15 protein-coding genes are annotated in these 17,274 nt (G+C 39.4%); 13 read left to right on the top strand and 2 right to left on the bottom strand.

What is annotated here, in order from left to right; genetic code table 11:
* Window positions 1-374: 374 nt before the first annotated feature.
* From aroK to FD729_RS04075, 6 genes are all read left to right on the top strand, one after another.
* Entirely contained in the window at window positions 375-896 is a 522-nt protein-coding gene (aroK, locus tag FD729_RS04100) for a shikimate kinase AroK (RefSeq protein WP_159932019.1), read from the top strand.
* A gap of 38 nt (window positions 897-934) precedes the next feature.
* On the top strand, window positions 935-2,023 hold the full coding sequence (gene aroB, locus FD729_RS04095; RefSeq protein ID WP_159932060.1) for a 3-dehydroquinate synthase: 1,089 nt from the start codon (window positions 935-937) through the stop codon (window positions 2,021-2,023).
* Between the two features lie 761 nt (window positions 2,024-2,784).
* Window positions 2,785-3,597 carry an adenine-specific DNA-methyltransferase gene (gene dam, locus FD729_RS04090; protein WP_159932018.1) on the top strand — a complete coding sequence of 271 codons (813 nt, stop codon included), beginning with the start codon at window positions 2,785-2,787 and terminating at the stop codon, window positions 3,595-3,597.
* Window positions 3,598-3,669: 72 nt separating this feature from the next.
* Window positions 3,670-4,353, top strand: a complete 684-nt coding sequence (rpe, locus tag FD729_RS04085; RefSeq protein WP_159932017.1) for a ribulose-phosphate 3-epimerase — start codon at window positions 3,670-3,672, stop codon at window positions 4,351-4,353.
* Between the two features lie 491 nt (window positions 4,354-4,844).
* A complete protein-coding gene (gene trpS / locus FD729_RS04080) occupies window positions 4,845-5,855 on the top strand; it encodes a tryptophan--tRNA ligase (protein ID WP_159932016.1) in 1,011 nt (336 codons plus the stop codon).
* A gap of 1,154 nt (window positions 5,856-7,009) precedes the next feature.
* Window positions 7,010-7,585, top strand: a complete 576-nt coding sequence (locus FD729_RS04075) for an aminodeoxychorismate/anthranilate synthase component II (protein WP_159932015.1) — start codon at window positions 7,010-7,012, stop codon at window positions 7,583-7,585.
* A 468-nt stretch (window positions 7,586-8,053) separates the two neighbouring features.
* Here the strand turns inward: FD729_RS04075 and crp are convergent, their stop codons facing one another.
* Window positions 8,054-8,686, bottom strand: a complete 633-nt coding sequence (crp, locus tag FD729_RS04070; RefSeq protein ID WP_159932014.1) for a cAMP-activated global transcriptional regulator CRP — start codon at window positions 8,684-8,686, stop codon at window positions 8,054-8,056.
* Window positions 8,687-9,593: 907 nt separating this feature from the next.
* Window positions 9,594-9,809, bottom strand: coding sequence for a YheU family protein (locus tag FD729_RS04065; protein ID WP_159932013.1), 216 nt, complete (start codon window positions 9,807-9,809; stop codon window positions 9,594-9,596).
* A gap of 1,609 nt (window positions 9,810-11,418) precedes the next feature.
* Here FD729_RS04065 and tauD point away from each other — a divergent pair.
* The 7 genes from tauD (at window position 11,419) to rpsG (ending at window position 17,244) form a co-directional block, all read left to right on the top strand.
* Window positions 11,419-12,258, top strand: coding sequence for a taurine dioxygenase (tauD, locus tag FD729_RS04060; RefSeq protein ID WP_159932059.1), 840 nt, complete (start codon window positions 11,419-11,421; stop codon window positions 12,256-12,258).
* A 1,182-nt stretch (window positions 12,259-13,440) separates the two neighbouring features.
* Window positions 13,441-14,271 carry an FKBP-type peptidyl-prolyl cis-trans isomerase gene (fkpA, locus tag FD729_RS04055; protein WP_159932012.1) on the top strand — a complete coding sequence of 277 codons (831 nt, stop codon included), beginning with the start codon at window positions 13,441-13,443 and terminating at the stop codon, window positions 14,269-14,271.
* A gap of 862 nt (window positions 14,272-15,133) precedes the next feature.
* Window positions 15,134-15,520 carry a sulfurtransferase complex subunit TusD gene (gene tusD / locus FD729_RS04050; protein WP_159932011.1) on the top strand — a complete coding sequence of 129 codons (387 nt, stop codon included), beginning with the start codon at window positions 15,134-15,136 and terminating at the stop codon, window positions 15,518-15,520.
* Complete coding sequence (tusC, locus tag FD729_RS04045; RefSeq protein WP_159932010.1) at window positions 15,520-15,879, top strand: sulfurtransferase complex subunit TusC; 360 nt, start codon at window positions 15,520-15,522, stop codon at window positions 15,877-15,879. The genes tusD and tusC overlap by 1 nt, the downstream gene beginning before the upstream one ends.
* 10 nt (window positions 15,880-15,889) lie before the next feature.
* Window positions 15,890-16,177 carry a sulfurtransferase complex subunit TusB gene (tusB, locus tag FD729_RS04040; protein WP_159932009.1) on the top strand — a complete coding sequence of 96 codons (288 nt, stop codon included), beginning with the start codon at window positions 15,890-15,892 and terminating at the stop codon, window positions 16,175-16,177.
* A gap of 126 nt (window positions 16,178-16,303) precedes the next feature.
* A complete protein-coding gene (gene rpsL, locus FD729_RS04035; protein WP_159932008.1) occupies window positions 16,304-16,678 on the top strand; it encodes a 30S ribosomal protein S12 in 375 nt (124 codons plus the stop codon).
* Window positions 16,679-16,773: 95 nt separating this feature from the next.
* Window positions 16,774-17,244, top strand: coding sequence for a 30S ribosomal protein S7 (rpsG, locus tag FD729_RS04030; RefSeq protein ID WP_159932007.1), 471 nt, complete (start codon window positions 16,774-16,776; stop codon window positions 17,242-17,244).
* Window positions 17,245-17,274: the final 30 nt, after the last annotated feature.

Raw genomic sequence — 17,274 nt, 5'->3', positions numbered from 1 at the left:
AAAAAAACAATAGGGAAGAAACTTCCAGTGACAACTACGTTGACGAACGATAGAAATTATCATACAAGGTGTAAGATTGCAGAACGCGATACTTTATCCTAACGACGTATATTTTTAGGACCATCAGCCTCTTTTAAAAGAGATTGTGAAAAACACAGTGTTAATACTTAATTTTACTCGCTATAAAGCTAACTCCTATAAAAAATGGAGTTCTAGAGAGCAATTTATTTGGTTGCCAAACAACCCTAAGTACTGAGATAATTTTCCGTCCGATTTTTGCTAACGCTAATGAGGTCCAAGTTCCTGTCCCGCTGATAATAGCAATCTAGCTAAGTGCGGGGTATCATCAACGAATATTTAGTAATACCGATAAAATGGCAGACAAACGTAATATCTTTCTGGTTGGGCCGATGGGTGCTGGTAAAAGTACTATCGGTCGTCAGTTAGCCCAGCAACTTAATATGGAATTTTTTGATTCTGATCAGGAAATTGAACGACGTACCGGAGCCGACATAGGGTGGGTATTTGACGTCGAGGGCGAAGATGGATTTCGTGACCGTGAAGAAAAACTCATCAACGAGCTGACAGAAAAACATGGCATTGTCTTAGCAACCGGAGGTGGTTCCGTTAAATCCCGTGAAACACGCAATCGTCTCTCTGCTCGTGGAGTGGTAGTTTATCTCGAAACTACTATTGATAAACAGCTAGCGCGTACACAGCGTGATAAAAAGCGCCCGTTGCTGCAGGTTAATTCACCGCCACGTGAAGTGCTTGAAGCACTAGCCGTGGAGCGCAATCCTTTCTATGAAGAGATCGCCGACGTTATTATTCGCACAGACGATCAAAGTGCAAAAGTAGTGGCTAATCAAATTATTAATATGTTGGAAAATACCTAATCTAACATCTAAAGGCTTAGTAATAGGTGTAAGGAATGATGGAAAAGATTACTGTCTTACTAGGGGAGCGTAGCTATCCCATTACCATCGCCGCCGGATTATTGAAGGATCCGACTGCTTTTTGGCCGCTAAAAGCGGGCGAGAATGCGATGCTAGTCACTAATAAGACGCTGGATTTGCTCTATAGCGAAAGACTGTCAAATCTATTAACAGCAACGGGTGTTAAATTAGATCAGGTGATTTTGCCTGATGGAGAAAGGTACAAAACACTAGCAGTGATGGATGAAGTTTTTACCGCATTACTGCAGAAGTCACACGGACGCGACACTACACTTATTGCATTAGGTGGTGGAGTAATCGGTGATCTCACTGGTTTTGCAGCCGCTAGCTATCAGCGTGGTGTACGCTTAATACAAGTACCCACCACGCTATTGTCACAAGTTGATTCATCAGTAGGTGGTAAAACAGCTGTTAATCATCCGTTAGGGAAAAATATGATCGGTGCTTTTTACCAGCCCTCATCAGTGGTGATCGATACAGATTGTCTGTGTTCCTTACCGCCACGTGAATTGGCTTCAGGACTTGCGGAAGTAATTAAATACGGAGTTATTCTAGACGGCGCCTTTTTCAACTGGCTTGAAGAAAATCTTGATGAACTTCTGGCGCTCGATAGGAAGGCGATTGGTTGGTGTATCCGCCGTTGTTGCGAGCTTAAAGCGCAAGTTGTTGCTGCGGATGAGCATGAATATAGCCAGCGCTCGCTACTGAACTTAGGTCATACCTTTGGTCATGCCATTGAAGTACATATGGGGTATGGTAAGTGGTTACACGGCGAGGCAGTGGCGGTAGGTATGGTGATGGCAGCACGTACAGCGGAACGTCTGGGGCAGTTTTCTAACGCCGATACATGTCGTATCATAGAGTTGCTACGACGTGCTGGTCTGCCCGTGCAAGGCCCGAAAAGCATGGAAGATGAAGATTATCTGCTCAATATGTTACGAGATAAAAAGGTACTAGCAGGTAATTTGCGCCTAGTGCTCCCATTGGCATTAGGTCGTGCCGAAGTTCGCAGCAGCGTGACGCATGATATAATAATAGCTGCTATTAACGACTGTAAAAAAAACTGAAAACTTAATAAGTTATGTGGTAATAAAAAGCGGTGGTTTGAATGATAGTTGACTTTTAGTTAACAGCATTGGTGGTAACATCCCTGTTTCTACCATTAGCGTAGAACCAACCGTTACTAACAAAAGTACGGTACTCAATACCGCGATAGATAATTCGTGATTCTTCTAATAAGTGCAGCCAATACGTTTAGTGATATTTCCATACCTCTGCTCTACTCTATACTAACTATGCTAACTAACATAAGCCCTATTAATAATCTATACGTTAGCTATGTTATTCAGAGCATATAGGAAAGTATGATCGTTGCCTATTGTGATTTATATTATTATGCTGAGCAACAATAAAATATATTTTTATGATTTTCGAGAAAAAAATACTGCAAGATAACTATATTCTGTAGCTAATCAGTGCTCCTCTTTGTAAAAAGTATGAACAATTGGGAAAAAATCAAAATCTTTTTCTCTATTAAGAGTAGAACATTACTTATCATTACTTATAATGTCCAGCGATAATGCATGCGAATGAGCAAGTTCTACTTAACCTGAGAGAAAGGTTCCTAATCAGTTTCTATAGCCTTATTATCTGACAAAATAGATTTGCAAAATCTACTGATTAAGTTTTTAAATTATTTCTTTAACTGATTAAGAAAATTCTGCCCGGTAGTAACTCATGAACGGATGAACTGTTTCCAGCCCGTTGATAAGTGCTATACTGCTGTCTATTCACTACAGCTCCGTAATAAAATAACTAACCATGGCGGATGAAGAAAAATCGCGCTTTCTTGAAATGGGCAGGAGGTAAATATCCTCTGATGGAAGATATCCGTCGTCACTTACCTCAAGGCGAGTGCCTAATCGAGCCATTTGTTGGTGCAGGTTCTGTATTTCTCAACACTAATTATGAACGCAATTATTTAGCGGATATCAACAACGACTTGATCAATCTCTATAACATTGTTAAAAACTGTAGCAGGAAATTCATTCAGGATGCGCGTCGTCTTTTTTCGTCGGAAGGGAATACTTCAGAATGTTACTATTTGCGGCGAGTGACTTTTAATGCAAGTAGAGACATCTATGAGCGTGCGTTGTTATTTCTCTATCTGAACCGTCATGGTTACAATGGGTTATGTCGATATAATTTGCGTGGGGAGTTTAATGTACCATTTGGTAGCTATCGTAAACCCTATTTTCCTGAAGCCGAGTTACTGTGGTTTGCCGAGCGTGCGCAAAAGGCAACTTTTGTTTGTGAATCATACGATGTTACGCTAACAAATGCGCAGGAAGGCGCAGTTGTTTATTGTGATCCTCCTTATGCATCATTGTCGACAACGGCTAATTTTACTGCCTACCATACTCACAGATTTAGTCTACATGAACAAAAACATTTAGCAGAGTTAGCATCACAGCTGGCACTAAAGGAGCGTATTCCAGTCCTGATTTCTAATCAGGATAATGCTCTAACACGCCTCTGGTATCAGGACGCAATATTACACATAGTCAAAGCAAGGCGTTCTATCAGTAGGCATATAACAAGTCGTATATATGTTGATGAACTCCTGGCACTTTACTGCTAGTTTTTCTTTTTTAACTAGGTAAGATGTCAGCGGTAAGGCTGGCTCATACATAAATAACACCGAGCGCATCTGATGAAAAAATATTTGCTAGCACCTTCAATACTCGCAGCGGATTTTGCACGTCTTGGTGAAGATACTGAAAAAGCATTAGCTGCCGGTGGCGATGTGATACATTTTGATGTAATGGATAATCACTATGTTCCCAGTCTCACCGTGGGCCCAATGGTGTTAAAAGCACTGCGCGACTATGGGATTATCGCACCGATTGATGTACATTTAATGGTTAAGCCTGTAGATGCGCTGATTTCAGAATTCGCTAAAGCTGGTGCTAGTTATATCACATTCCATCCCGAAGCGAGTAAGCACGTTGATCGTACGCTGCAACTAATTAAAGATCATGGCTGCAAAGCAGGCATGGTTTTTAATCCTGCTACTCCGCTAAATCATCTCGATTATGTGATGGATAAACTCGACGTCATCCTAATTATGTCAGTCAATCCCGGTTTTGGCGGCCAGGCCTTTATTCCAGGGACGTTGGATAAGCTTCGTGAAGCGCGTAGGCGCATCGATAATAGAGGTCATAATATCCGTCTAGAAGTAGATGGTGGTATAAAAATCAATAATATCGCGCAGATCGCCAATGCAGGCGCGGACATGTTTGTCACTGGTTCGGCGATTTTTGACCATATAGATTATAAAAAAGTTATTGATGAGATGCGTCAAGAACTAAAGATGGTCAATGGATTATGTTGCTGATATTCTCATGTACAGGCCTTCAATACTGAAGTTACCTTGAGTGACAAGTATAGTATGTCAACGATTCTGGTCTAATCAATTGACTATATTCCTAGTAGTTCATTCTTTTTTCAAGTAGAAAAGACATTCAGTAGGTAGAGAATGGAGATTAGCACAAAAAAACGATACATATTATAAGGTTGTTTCATGTAGTTGCTCTGCATGAAGAAGGTATTTGACCTAGTTATTGGCGACTATAACGTTGCATGATGCAAAAAACTTTATTATCCGTAATTTTCTACTTTTCTATCTTTTCTTGTATATTATTACCGGAACATGCCGCTTTCGTCAGAGAGTTACGTAAGTCTACCTAAATAGACGATGTGCCGCACATCCCCATAATTTATCGGCTATAAATAAGGTACAGGTGAGGTCCGGTAGTAACTTAATTTGATTATAAACTATTTCATGAATTTTGCTCGTCTGTGGGCTACATTAATTAGGATTGCAGCATGAGAAAACCCATTGTTTTTAGCGGCGCACAACCATCAGGTGCACTTACCATCGGTAATTATATGGGTGCGCTGCGTCAGTGGGTTCAGATGCAGGACGATTTTCACTGTATTTACTGCATCGTTGATCTGCACGCTATTACCGTTCGTCAGGATCCAGCATCATTACGTAAGTCTACTCTTGATACATTGGCGCTTTATCTTGCGTGCGGAATTAATCCACACAAAAGCACCATCTTTGTACAGTCCCATGTGCCAGAACATGCCCAAATGAGCTGGATACTAAATTGCTACGCCTATTTTGGTGAGCTGAGTCGCATGACTCAGTTTAAAGATAAATCGGTACGCTACGAACAGAATATCAACATAGGTCTGTTTGCTTATCCGGTACTGATGGCGTCGGATATCTTGCTTTACCAGACCAATCAAGTGCCAATAGGTGAAGATCAAAAACAGCACCTTGAGCTAAGTTGCGATATCGCACGGCGTTTTAACGCACTTTACGGCAATATTTTCTGCGTGCCTAAACCCTTTATTCCCAAAGCGGGTGCACGCGTTATGTCGTTGCTGGAGCCAACTCGTAAGATGTCCAAGTCGGATAACAACCGTAATAATGTGATCGGTCTTCTGGAAGATATCAGCTCGGTGGTGAAGAAGATAAAACGTGCCGTAACCGATTCCGAGGATCCGCCAGTAGTGCGTTACAACGTGAAAGAGAAAGCTGGAGTGTCAAACCTTCTAGATATATTAGCAGGTGTAACTGGAAAAACCATTGCTGAGTTGGAATTAGAGTTCGAAGGCAGAATGTATAGCGACCTAAAAAACGCAGTGATCGATGCGGTATCTAGTATGCTGTCTGAGTTACAGGAACGTTACAACCTCTACCGTAACGACCAAGCTTTTCTTGAACAAATTATGCGTGACGGTGCACAAAAAGCACGTGTACGCGCACAGCAGACTCTGCAGAAGACCTATGAAGCAATCGGTTTCGTAAGCTCTAAAAATAAATGATGAATTAGGAGAGCATGAATCTTTTATTAAGAAAATTAGTGATACTGTAGATCATCATTAAGAATGGGGGGAGTATTTTCAATTGTGAGTGTGTCATTCTCAAGCAAAATTGGTAGACAAAACCATAAAGTCGACCTCATCCATCTTTATTATTTTAATAACGTTATGTTTTGGTATCTATGAAAGGCAGCGCAGCCGAGAAGATATACGGCTTATTATGAAAGAGAGAAAAACAGCTCTATCGGCCAATTTTTCTCAATTTTACTGATAATAATGCTTTCTTTACCTGTGTTTAGTGCGACTTAGGATATGCGATGTTGAGCAGAATTGTAAATATATAGTGGAGGGAACTCATAACTTTTCTCAAGTACCAACTTAAGGGTAAGAGTATGACTCTCTAAGTTTACAAAAAGTATGTACTAGTAAAAACAGTATTTTTTATTTCTATAAAATCCTTATAGTAAATTGTGATAATAGCAGCATCATGCTAAAGATGCAATCACTTACCTGTGTCCGGTAAGTGGGGGCTTCTATACTTAAATGCAAGATAGTGAATAATCATGATTGGGGAAAAAAGGAGTTTTTAATTGATAAATAATAGAGTGAAATTTTGCCATAGTCTAAATATTCACAGCTATTTAGCTACTGTGAGAGAACTTTTCTTCTGACTGGACTACCAATATCTAGAGTAAGATAAATATATACCTTACTCTTTAAAAAAGAAAAAATCGCAGCATACATGCTAAATCTTGTCATAACGCGCTATTCTTATCTATTTAAAATCACACGTTTTAAAAAAATAGTTAGAAGTTTAAGTTGACAAGCAAATGCGTAAGGTGGAGTTTATCATTTGGTGCATTGAGTCTTGTTATACAAGGACTCGAGCATTGCCACTATCTAGATATTTCTTAGTTAAGCTACATTTAATACATATAAAATTTAATATCATGAAAATGATATTAAATTTAAAAAAAAGGAATAATACGTTCAATCAACTCTAGAAGAGTCAGGATTGAATCCTGAGCGCCTAGATAGCATTTTTTTAAAAAAATGAGTTATTATATGCCCATTATTTATTGGTGTAGCACACACAACATTGGGGCGAAATAAAGTGAAGTGCTACTTGTGCAGTAATTTTATCTGTCAGACTGGCTATGCTGCTGCTAATCGACAACTACGACTCCTTTACTTGGAACCTTTATCAATATTTTCGTGAACTAGGCGCGCAGGTGCGCGTCGTGCGCAATGACGCCATTACTTTGGAAGAGATGGTAGTGCTACCGCTATCACATTTAGTGATTTCTCCAGGCCCCTGTACTCCTAATAAGTCAGGTATTTCCATAATGGCAATTCGTTATTTTGCCGGGCGTATCCCGGTGTTAGGTGTCTGCCTTGGTCATCAAGCAATCGCACAGGCTTACGGTGCGAAAGTAGGTCGTGCTCGTCAAGTAATGCATGGCAAGACCTCTTCTATAGTTCACAATAGCTGCGGCGTGTTTCGTAACCTCAATAATCCTCTAACGGTGACACGTTACCATTCTTTGATTGTGGCATGGAATTCTCTACCTGATGAGTTTGAAATCACTGCTTGGAGCTTGAATGCAGGTATCCCAGATGAGATTATGGGATTGCGCCATAAGAATTTAGGCATGGAAAGCGTACAGTTTCATCCGGAAAGCATTATGACCGAACAGGGACATAAGCTATTGCATAATTTTCTCGAATGCTGAAGTTGTGGCAATATGGAGTACAATGACGTAGAAAATATATAATAATGGCATATCGCCTTTTTATGAACTGTTATATTTCATGCTAATATAAATTGGAGAGTATTGATCTATTGAGCTCAATAGAAAATAAGAACTCTGTCAATTTTTCAGTCAAATTGTTGATGACAGCGTTAGGCCACAGCTAGTTATCTACTGGCACTACTTCATCATAACATCATCAATTATCTGACCTGATGCGACTTGACAGCAAATTTCTTTAAAACAACTTTAAGTTATCTTTACTATGTCTGTAAGCGCTATATCTATACACGAAAGGCAAAATAAGTAACACTGTTAAGAAAATATATTACTCTAAAGCTTACCTTAGAGCATATAAAAAATTCGAGATACGCAAAACTCTGGTACAACTCTGATTTATTAAAAACGCTAATGGCGTCAGTCAATTATTACGCCATTAGCGTGAATCAATCAACGAGTACCGTAAACAACAATAGTTTTACCATGTGCAGCAATTAGATTCTGATCTTCCAACATTTTTAAAATACGGCCCACAGTTTCACGTGAACAACCCACGATTTGGCCAATTTCCTGACGAGTAATTTTGATTTGCATACCGTCAGGATGTGTCATAGCGTCTGGCTGTTTCGCCAAGTTAAGCAAAGTTTGTGCGATACGTCCAGTAACGTCAAGGAAAGCTAATGTGCCGACTTTTTCTGACGTTACCTGAAGACGGCGCGCCATCTGTGAAGAGAGACGCATTAAAATATCTGGATTCACCTGAATAAGCTGACGGAATTTCTTGTAGGAAATTTCCGCTACTTCGCACGCAATTTTAGCGCGCACCCAAGCACTGCGTTCCTGACCTTCTTCAAATAGTCCAAGCTCGCCGATAAAATCACCTTCATTTAGGTAGGAAAGGATCATTTCTTTACCTTCTTCATCTTTGATTAGGACTGCAACGGATCCTTTCACAATGTAGTAAAGCGTTTCAGCTTTCTCACCTTGATGAATCAAGGTACTTTTGGATAGATATTTGTGAATATGACAATGGGACAGGAACCATTCAAGTGTAGGGTCTGTTTGCGGTTTGCCGAGAACCATTCGCTATTATCCTCTGTTGTAAGTCATGCCTCGTAATGCAGGGAAAGGTCCCTTGTCGAACGATCAATAATCTAAGCATTTTCAGTTAAGGAGATTATTGGGACTTATTTTGCGCTAGGTGCTTAATGCATACCGCTTTCGTCCTTATTAGAACGAAACTACTTTCAGCAATTCTTGTAGCATAGTTTTTCCTCTCTGTCTCGTATTGTCTAGTTTCAACCAAGGAAGATTATTTTAGATTGTTTTTACTGGGTCAGTGTATCTTTCGGCGCAAAACATGTGATGTAGAGAAACGTGAAAGTGGAATATGTTGAGGATTTTAACTTTATTGGAATCTCAGCGTCATGAATATCAATCTTTATTGCCGGTAATTCCAGCTCATACTGAACCTGATAGAGATATGATACTGTGCACTTTTCCTTGAGAGGTATTATTTGATTGTGGTGTTGTCAAAACATCAAGCTCATCCTTGATGGGTATCAACTCAAAGATTATTAATATTTAAAACCAAATATACTTAATCAAGTATAAAAAGATTAAAATAAGTCCATCACAACAAAACCTGCCGCTATAGCCAACAGGTAGAAAAGCCGATGATTACGAAATTATTGTTTAATAAAGAGAGATCGTAGCAGAGAATCGTGTCTCAAGTTATCAATAGTAGGGTCATAGTTAACAACCAATATAGTAAATAGAGACTATGGTGTAATGAAATTAATGTCTTTATCTTAAAAAAGAGTTAATTTGTTATTATATCTAAATAATTTCATATTATAAATATATGTCAGCTCCATTTCCTATTATAACTGTAATCTTCTATATTAGTGTTATGTATGTTGATCTGCTAGGAGATTTTCCAGAAAGTTAGGCTCATGTTAATGAGCGTTTGTATAACATAGGAAGAAAATTAGCAGTGAAATTTACGCGGCATAATATTGAAAGTTTCATGCAGCTCTGACCAAACTAGTACGACGTCACCGCATTCTAGTTGTTGACGCACATCTTTTACTTTTTCCGTCAAGTTCTGTTCGTGTTCACCGTAGTCAGTGCCTTCGCGCAACACAAAGTATTCTATCAAATTAGTGAGAGTATCAGGGTTAAGTCGCTGCCAAGGGATAATCATGATGTAACCCATTACGTATGGCTACTGTGCAGCATACTGATGTTAAAGCTGCAATTTTGTTGCATTTTAAAAATAAAAGTGGCACCAAAAACACAGTAGCTGCTACTTAGCATAAGTAGATGATTAATAAAGGTAAGAAAACTATCCAGCATATAGGATAATTTAGTTAAATATATAAGGATCGTCTTTCGGATGGATACTTAGCAAGTTTTTATTCATATTTTTAGCAGTTGGATGGAGCTCTAGTATGACGGTAAAATAGAGTTAGTTGTACGTATTCGAAGAATACTATGTCTACAGTCGTAACAATGGAATGGTTAAATTAGAACAAGCACCACCTAATCAACTGATCAAGCAGATTCCGATAATAAAAATTTGACAGGTCGTCTGCGCTAAATCCTCTAAAAGATGCGAGTACTCTTTAGGCGTTTCCTTCATCACCCAATATCGAAAACGTTTCAATGAGGTCGTGTGTGTCAGGTCAAAACTCAGAAAATTATAGGGCTATAAACCTTTCTACCGAAAAGGCACCTTCTCAATCCATTAATTATCGCATACTTTTCTTATAGGTAACAGTAGAACATCGTAATATGAGAACTTGAGATTTTATCTAGCCTGCACTGCTGTTGAATGATTCCGAATTTCAAAAACGCTTTTCATGTTCTCAGAACATATTTTTATTAAAAATAATTTTTAATTCCTTTATGAAATTTTCACCGAAAGTGAAACTACATCCATCATAAGACCTTGGTGGAGTACAACATCAATGAAAGAATATTATATCTTAGCTACAGTACTTTCGATAATGACTTTCCAGGCGCAAGCCTTCAATTTTACGGTAGCTTACCCTCCCTTTATAGAATCGGCTAACAAAGTAGTGCAAGCAGAAATACTTTTATTAAAAAGAGCGATACGCTTATTACATGACGTGTAGACCAGCTCTAGCCTGTTGGCTATAGCCTCCCGTGGCAGTAGTTGTTTACTAAAACTTTTAGTTAGCTTTGGGGCTAAATAACTAAATAAATTTAAAGAGTTATTAGTAAGCAATATTTTTTTCTTTAGACAAAGATATCTGATTGGAAAATACACCACTGTACCCTTTTTTAAAAAAACTGCTTATAGACTGATAGCAACTAGCCTGCTAAAGACGGAGAAGAACTAAGGGGACTAAATTCGACAGATTACCAGCGGAGTCAAGCATCATTTACCAGACAGCAAGAACAAAAAATATATTATTACTAATTATATAGGGCGACCACATCAGGCGCACTCTACCGAACATAATCGGATCAGATCCCGTTTTTAAAAACAATACAAAGTTGTATGCTGATTTAGATATTTGAATAGCTTAATGACCTCTTTATATCAGCATGAGCGCAATGAACGCAAAAGATTATAAAGAGGAGAAGAGTTTCGGGGCCTGATTTATTCGCAGTTTAGTTTTATCGTCAGTAACATCGTTCACCTACAGTCAGTGAATTCTGGCAACGGACTATGTCCTACTGGCAGGGATTGTAGTCATCACAGTACGGCGATAGATCTTACCTCAGAACTCGGGTTGCTCGCTCTATATACAGCGTAGCCTGACGCCCTGGAACGGAGAACAATGATGAACGAAAAAATCAACATCATCGCGCTCGGCCCTTATATCGGCGCGCAAGTTTCGAATCTTGATTTAACCCGGCCACTGAGTGCTACTCAGTTTGAGCAGCTATATCATGCACTGATGCGCCATCAGGTGCTGTTACTTTGCGATCAGGCGATAACACCACAGCAGCAACGCGCTCTTGCAGCGCGCTTCGGCGATTTGCATATACATCCAGTTTATCCTCATGCTGAGGACATAGAGGAAATTATTGTACTAGATACTCATCAGAATAATCCGCCAGATAATGATAATTGGCATACCGATGTTACCTTTATCAATACACCGCCTGCGATCGCGATTTTGGCATCAAAACTGCTACCTGAGTCAGGTGGCGATACATTGTGGGCAAGTAGTATCGCAGCGTACGAAACTTTGTCAGCGCCAATTAAAATCATGCTTGAAGGGCTGCACGCAGAGCATGATTTTAAAAAGTCCTTTCAGGAGTATAAATATCGCCGTACCGAAGAAGAGTATCAGCGTTGGCAACAAGCGGTAGAAAAGAATCCACCGGTACAACATCCAGTGATTCGTACTCATCCAGTGAGTGGACGTAAGGCGTTGTTCGTGAATGAGGGATTTACTACACGCATCGTGGAATTGAGTGAGCAAGAAAGCAATGCAGTACTGAATTTGCTCTATTCGCATATAACTAAGCCTGAGTTTCAGGTACGTTGGCGTTGGCATATAAATGACGTAGCAATTTGGGATAATCGTGTGACACAGCACTATGCAAATGCGGACTACTATCCGGCACGACGGGTGATGCATCGAGCCACAGTGCTAGGTGATGGGCCTTTCTAAAAGGTAGAATGTCCTGTGATTGGAATGGAAGAGACGTTGCTGCGTCATTTTATAATACGTCAATCAGTTAGCATGTCCATTATTTATGAGGGTGTCTATGCTGTTTTGCTTACTCCGATAGGAGAGTATGTCCTATAAAAGGGGGAAAAAAATAGTATGGAGGCGGATTATCGCCTCTATTTTCTTCTATGTACTAGATAATCTATATATCATTTTCCCGAAGCTGATTGATCATCTACTTGATGTTTATTACTCAGTGGAAATATCCTATTTACATAACTGATCTTATATTTTTTCCCTGAAAAACCATTAATTTTAACTCCATCACCCAATATGGAGAACATTACTAGTGTTGAGCAAGTAGAGATTCTGTCTTACCTTATCTTATTAGTCTCAGCATGCTTTTAAAAATTAATTTTACTGTTTCAGTAAGTACTACCTATGGGCATATTGATATTACATTTAGGCGGATGGTTTCATTAAGCAACAATAGGTTATAGCTCCTGTAGATCATCCTTAGTTTATTAATTAGTCGAATGCTCCATAAGAACAACATGCTGATATTCTCATCCTAAGAGTCACAACCTCTAAAAATAGTTATAAAGCCGCTATTTCACGAAATAGCTAAATTTGACTTTTATTACCTTCGACACTTTCTTTCCGTTACTTTATGTAATTTTTTAGCATGTTAGCAAATTTATTGGGTTCAATTTACCTTATATCGCTGCGCCCATCATGTTCACATCAACGTCGGATGTTTCTGCTTAAGTATTTTTCTTATTTTTATTTTGTCCTATCTCAAAACGTGATTAGGCTAACCAAATTCAGAGACTGAAAGCTAGGTTTACTTTATGATGTCTTAATCTTTCATCTTTTATTCTAACTTATGATTACTCAGGAACTTTGCTTCATATTTCAATTCATTCACACTGAGAATGATGTGGGTTAATTCTCTGTTTATTTCCACCAAAATAGACAGACGTTTACTATTTTACCTATTTAGGATTGAATTTGAAATAAAACACCACCATTTCTTATGAAAATTTCTAGTGCAAAAAGGTACGATGATGACTGGGTAATGACGTTATAGGAGTATTTTTCACTACAGTGTACAAGTATTATAGTGTAGGCTTTATTATGCAATAATTTCCGAGGTAAAGAGGCTTCGGTTTTGGAGAAAGGATGAAATCGCTATTTAAAGTCACAACGCTAGCTACCATAATTTCTATTATGCTACACGCGAAGCTTACAGCAGCGTCTACTGAATTGACTAGAGCATCAGATACAAAAGATACGGTGTCACAAATATCCAAAAATACTTTCTTCAAAAATGAAGACCAACAATCTGCTTACGCTTTGGGTGCATCACTAGCCCGATACATGAATAATTCTCTAGAAGAACAAAAGAAACTAGGCATTAAACTGGATAAACAGCAGTTACTTGAGGGCGTTCAAGATATGTTTGCAGGAAAGAGTAAACTTTCTGAACAGAGAATTGAGCAGATATTGCATGGCTTAGAAAGCCGTGTGAAAGGAGCCACACAGGAAAAAATGGAAAAAGAAGCGAAAGAAAATGCCGATAAGGGCATAGCTTTTGCTAACAAATTTGCTAAAGAGAGTGGTGTGAAAAAAACCGAATCTGGTCTGCTTTATAAAATAGAAAAAGAGGGCAGTGGAGACCCTCCGCAAGACGACACTACCGTAGTAGTGCACTACAAAGGCATGCTAATAAATGGAACCGAATTTGATAACTCTTATACACGCGGCCAGCCTCTTTCCTTGCATCTTCAAGGTATAATCCCGGGCTGGACCGAAGGTTTGAAACATGTAAAAAAAGGTGGGAAGATTAAATTGGTCATTCCGCCACAGCTTGCCTATGGCAAAAACAACGTACCTGGTATTCCGATTAATTCTACGTTAGTATTCGACATTGAACTACTCGACATTAAAACAAGTCCTAAAAAAGATGATAAAGCGCGAGCATTAGTTACTGAAATGAATAAATTTAAATAATTGAGTTATTGTCACTTTCTCTAAGTTGTCAAATTTTTGACATAAGAATGCGCTATTTTTTAAGATAGTACGTACCTATTGCTAGAATGATTTTCTAAGAAAGTTCCGTATGTAGCACTATATTTAGATAGGAACGTGATAGATCAATTTGGAAAAATATCTTCATTGGCACATTCTCCTTATTTCAGTATACTAAGAAAATTTAATTTTGAGTGACATTCGTTCGAGTGGGTAGGTTACGATTTTCCTAAACCCTCACCCTCTGTTATCTTAGTCGTTGACCCAGCAATTCTAATCGCATTGCGGTGTAAAGTTCTGAATCGTTCAGTGCCATACATCATTAAGGACATATATGTTGACCATAAAGCAAGTTTGCTTATTACCGATCTGGTTCTATGTACGATAGCATGACAAGTAAAGCACATGTAAAGTGGGTTATGGATTGGAGTTAGTCACTGTCGCTATTTGTAATCTACAATAGCAAATTATTGATTTAGATCTCATCAATGATCTTTAATTTATCACTCTGCCCCCCCTGGGAGGTGCCATTTTATTACCTGATACCGTCGAAATAAAATTAGTTCAATTTGAGTATGAACTTCCCACGTGAGATGCGAGTGTTTAAATTACCAGACAATGTCATTTAATTATTGATAATAATCAATTTATATCGTAATATTCGCTAATAGCATGATAAAAAATCTCGGATTATGCAAAATCTTTTGCGAACATGATTTTCTCAATATTAAAGATGCAATAAATCAGATTGTATATTGTCTTAGTATGTTTAGGTATGCTGTACTATCTTTAGATAAATATATAATCAATTTAAGAGCAGCAACTTTCAGAAGCGGGAGTACTGATGCGTTATATACTGCTGGTAACAGGTCCTGCTTATGGCACTCAACAGGCAAGCAGCGCACTACTCTTTGCTCGTGGGTTGTTTATTGTCGGGCATCATTTGCAAAGCGTTTTCTTTTATCGCGATGGTGTGCTTAACGCTAACGCCATGACAATACCGGCCTGCGACGAAACGGATATCGTTCGCTCTTGGCAAACACTGCATCAGGAGCAAGGTGTATCACTCAATATCTGCATTGCCGCGGCAATGCGTCGCGGCATCACTGATGTTCATGAAGCGGATCGTCTAGGATTGGTGGGTGGTAATCTACAGCCTGGTTTTGAACTCAGCAGCTTAGGGGCGCTAGCTGAAGCCGTACTCTATTGCGATCGTTTGGTTCAGTTTTAGTGAACCGCGTGGCATTTGTTTTTACCCACTCGCCGTACGGCAGCAGCGCAGGTCGTGAAGGATTAGACGCCGTGTTGGCAACTGCCGCGCTAAGCGAGTCGATCTGCCTCTTCTTTATTGGTGATGGAGTATTACAATTGATACCAGGTCAACAGCCTGAAATTATCTTAACTCGTAATCACGCCGCCACCTTTGGCGTCTTAGATCTATATAATATTGAACAATGCGTTATCAGTCGTGAAGCATTAAAAGAGCGCGGTTTGGCGGAAAGTAGCTCATACATTATAGATGTCAATATTCTAGATGCACCTGAGTTAATAGCGCAGCTTTCAACTTACAATCGGATCATTACTTTCTAATGAGCACGCTATGTTGCATCTCCTGATGTGTTCACCTTATTACAGCGACCTTAACAGCTTGCTGTTGATGCTGCATTCGGAAGACGATCTTATATTATTGCAAGACGGTGTTCTGGGCGCACTAGAAGGCAGCAGAACGCTGAACCTGCTACTAGCATCGCCTGCTACAGTATGGGTATTAGCCGAGGATGTAAAAGCACGTGGTCTTATTAGACAGATTGCAACCGAAATTACTCCAGTAGACTATCTTGGTTTCATTACGCTTACTGAAAAACATCAGCAGCAGATGACTTGGTAACGTCGTAAGTAGTTTGGTTATTTCTTGACACCCTATTGGCTCAGTCCTAGAATTCTGCGTCCTCGTAGTAGTATGGGGAGTTTTATTGCGTGTTTAAGAAGCAAAAGTAAATCCAGGAGCTATTCAATGGCAACAGTTAACCAGCTGGTTCGCAAACCACGTGTACACAAAGTTGTAAAAAGTAACGTACCTGCGTTGGAAGCTTGTCCTCAAAAACGTGGTGTTTGTACTCGTGTATATACTACCACACCGAAAAAACCAAATTCTGCACTACGTAAAGTTTGCCGTGTTCGTTTGACTAACGGTTTTGAAGTTACCTCTTATATTGGTGGTGAAGGGCATAATCTGCAGGAACATTCAGTAATCCTGATCCGTGGCGGTCGTGTTAAAGATCTCCCCGGCGTTCGTTACCACACTGTTCGCGGAGCTCTTGACTGCTCAGGTGTTAAAGACCGTAAGCAAGCTCGCTCTAAATATGGTGTAAAAAAACCAAAAAGTTAATGGTTCTCTGTTAAGTAAGGCCAAACTTTTTAACTTAAATATTAAACAAAACTCTATAGTTTTGGACAATCCTGAATTAATGACGGAGTATTTCTATGCCACGTCGTCACGTCATTGGACAGCGTAAAATTCTGCCTGATCCGAAGTTCGGATCAGAGCTCTTAGCTAAATTTATTAATATTTTAATGGTAGATGGCAAGAAATCTATTGCCGAATCAATTGTTTATAACGCGCTTGAAAGTCTGGCTCAGCGTTCTGGTAAAAGTGAGCTGGAATCTTTTGAAGTTGCCCTTGGAAACGTGCGTCCGATTGTTGAAGTTAAGTCACGTAGAGTAGGTGGTTCAACTTATCAGGTTCCAGTAGAAGTCCGTCCGGTTCGTCGTAATGCTCTGGCAATGCGTTGGATCGTAGAAGCTGCCCGCAAACGGGGCGATAAATCTATGGCTCTCCGCTTAGCTAATGAACTTTCTGACGCTGCAGAAAACAAAGGGACTGCAGTTAAGAAACGTGAAGACGTTCATCGTATAGCTGAAGCCAATAAGGCATTCGCTCACTATCGCTGGTAATCTCCGCGTAGTTGTTTTAAACCAGCGGGT

It is taken from the genome of Pantoea sp. Nvir (genome assembly GCF_009829915.1).
In the GTDB taxonomy this organism is placed as follows: Bacteria; Pseudomonadota; Gammaproteobacteria; order Enterobacterales; family Enterobacteriaceae; genus Pantoea.
Note: the sequence above shows the minus strand (reverse complement) of the source record. Positions and strands in the feature narration are given on the sequence as shown.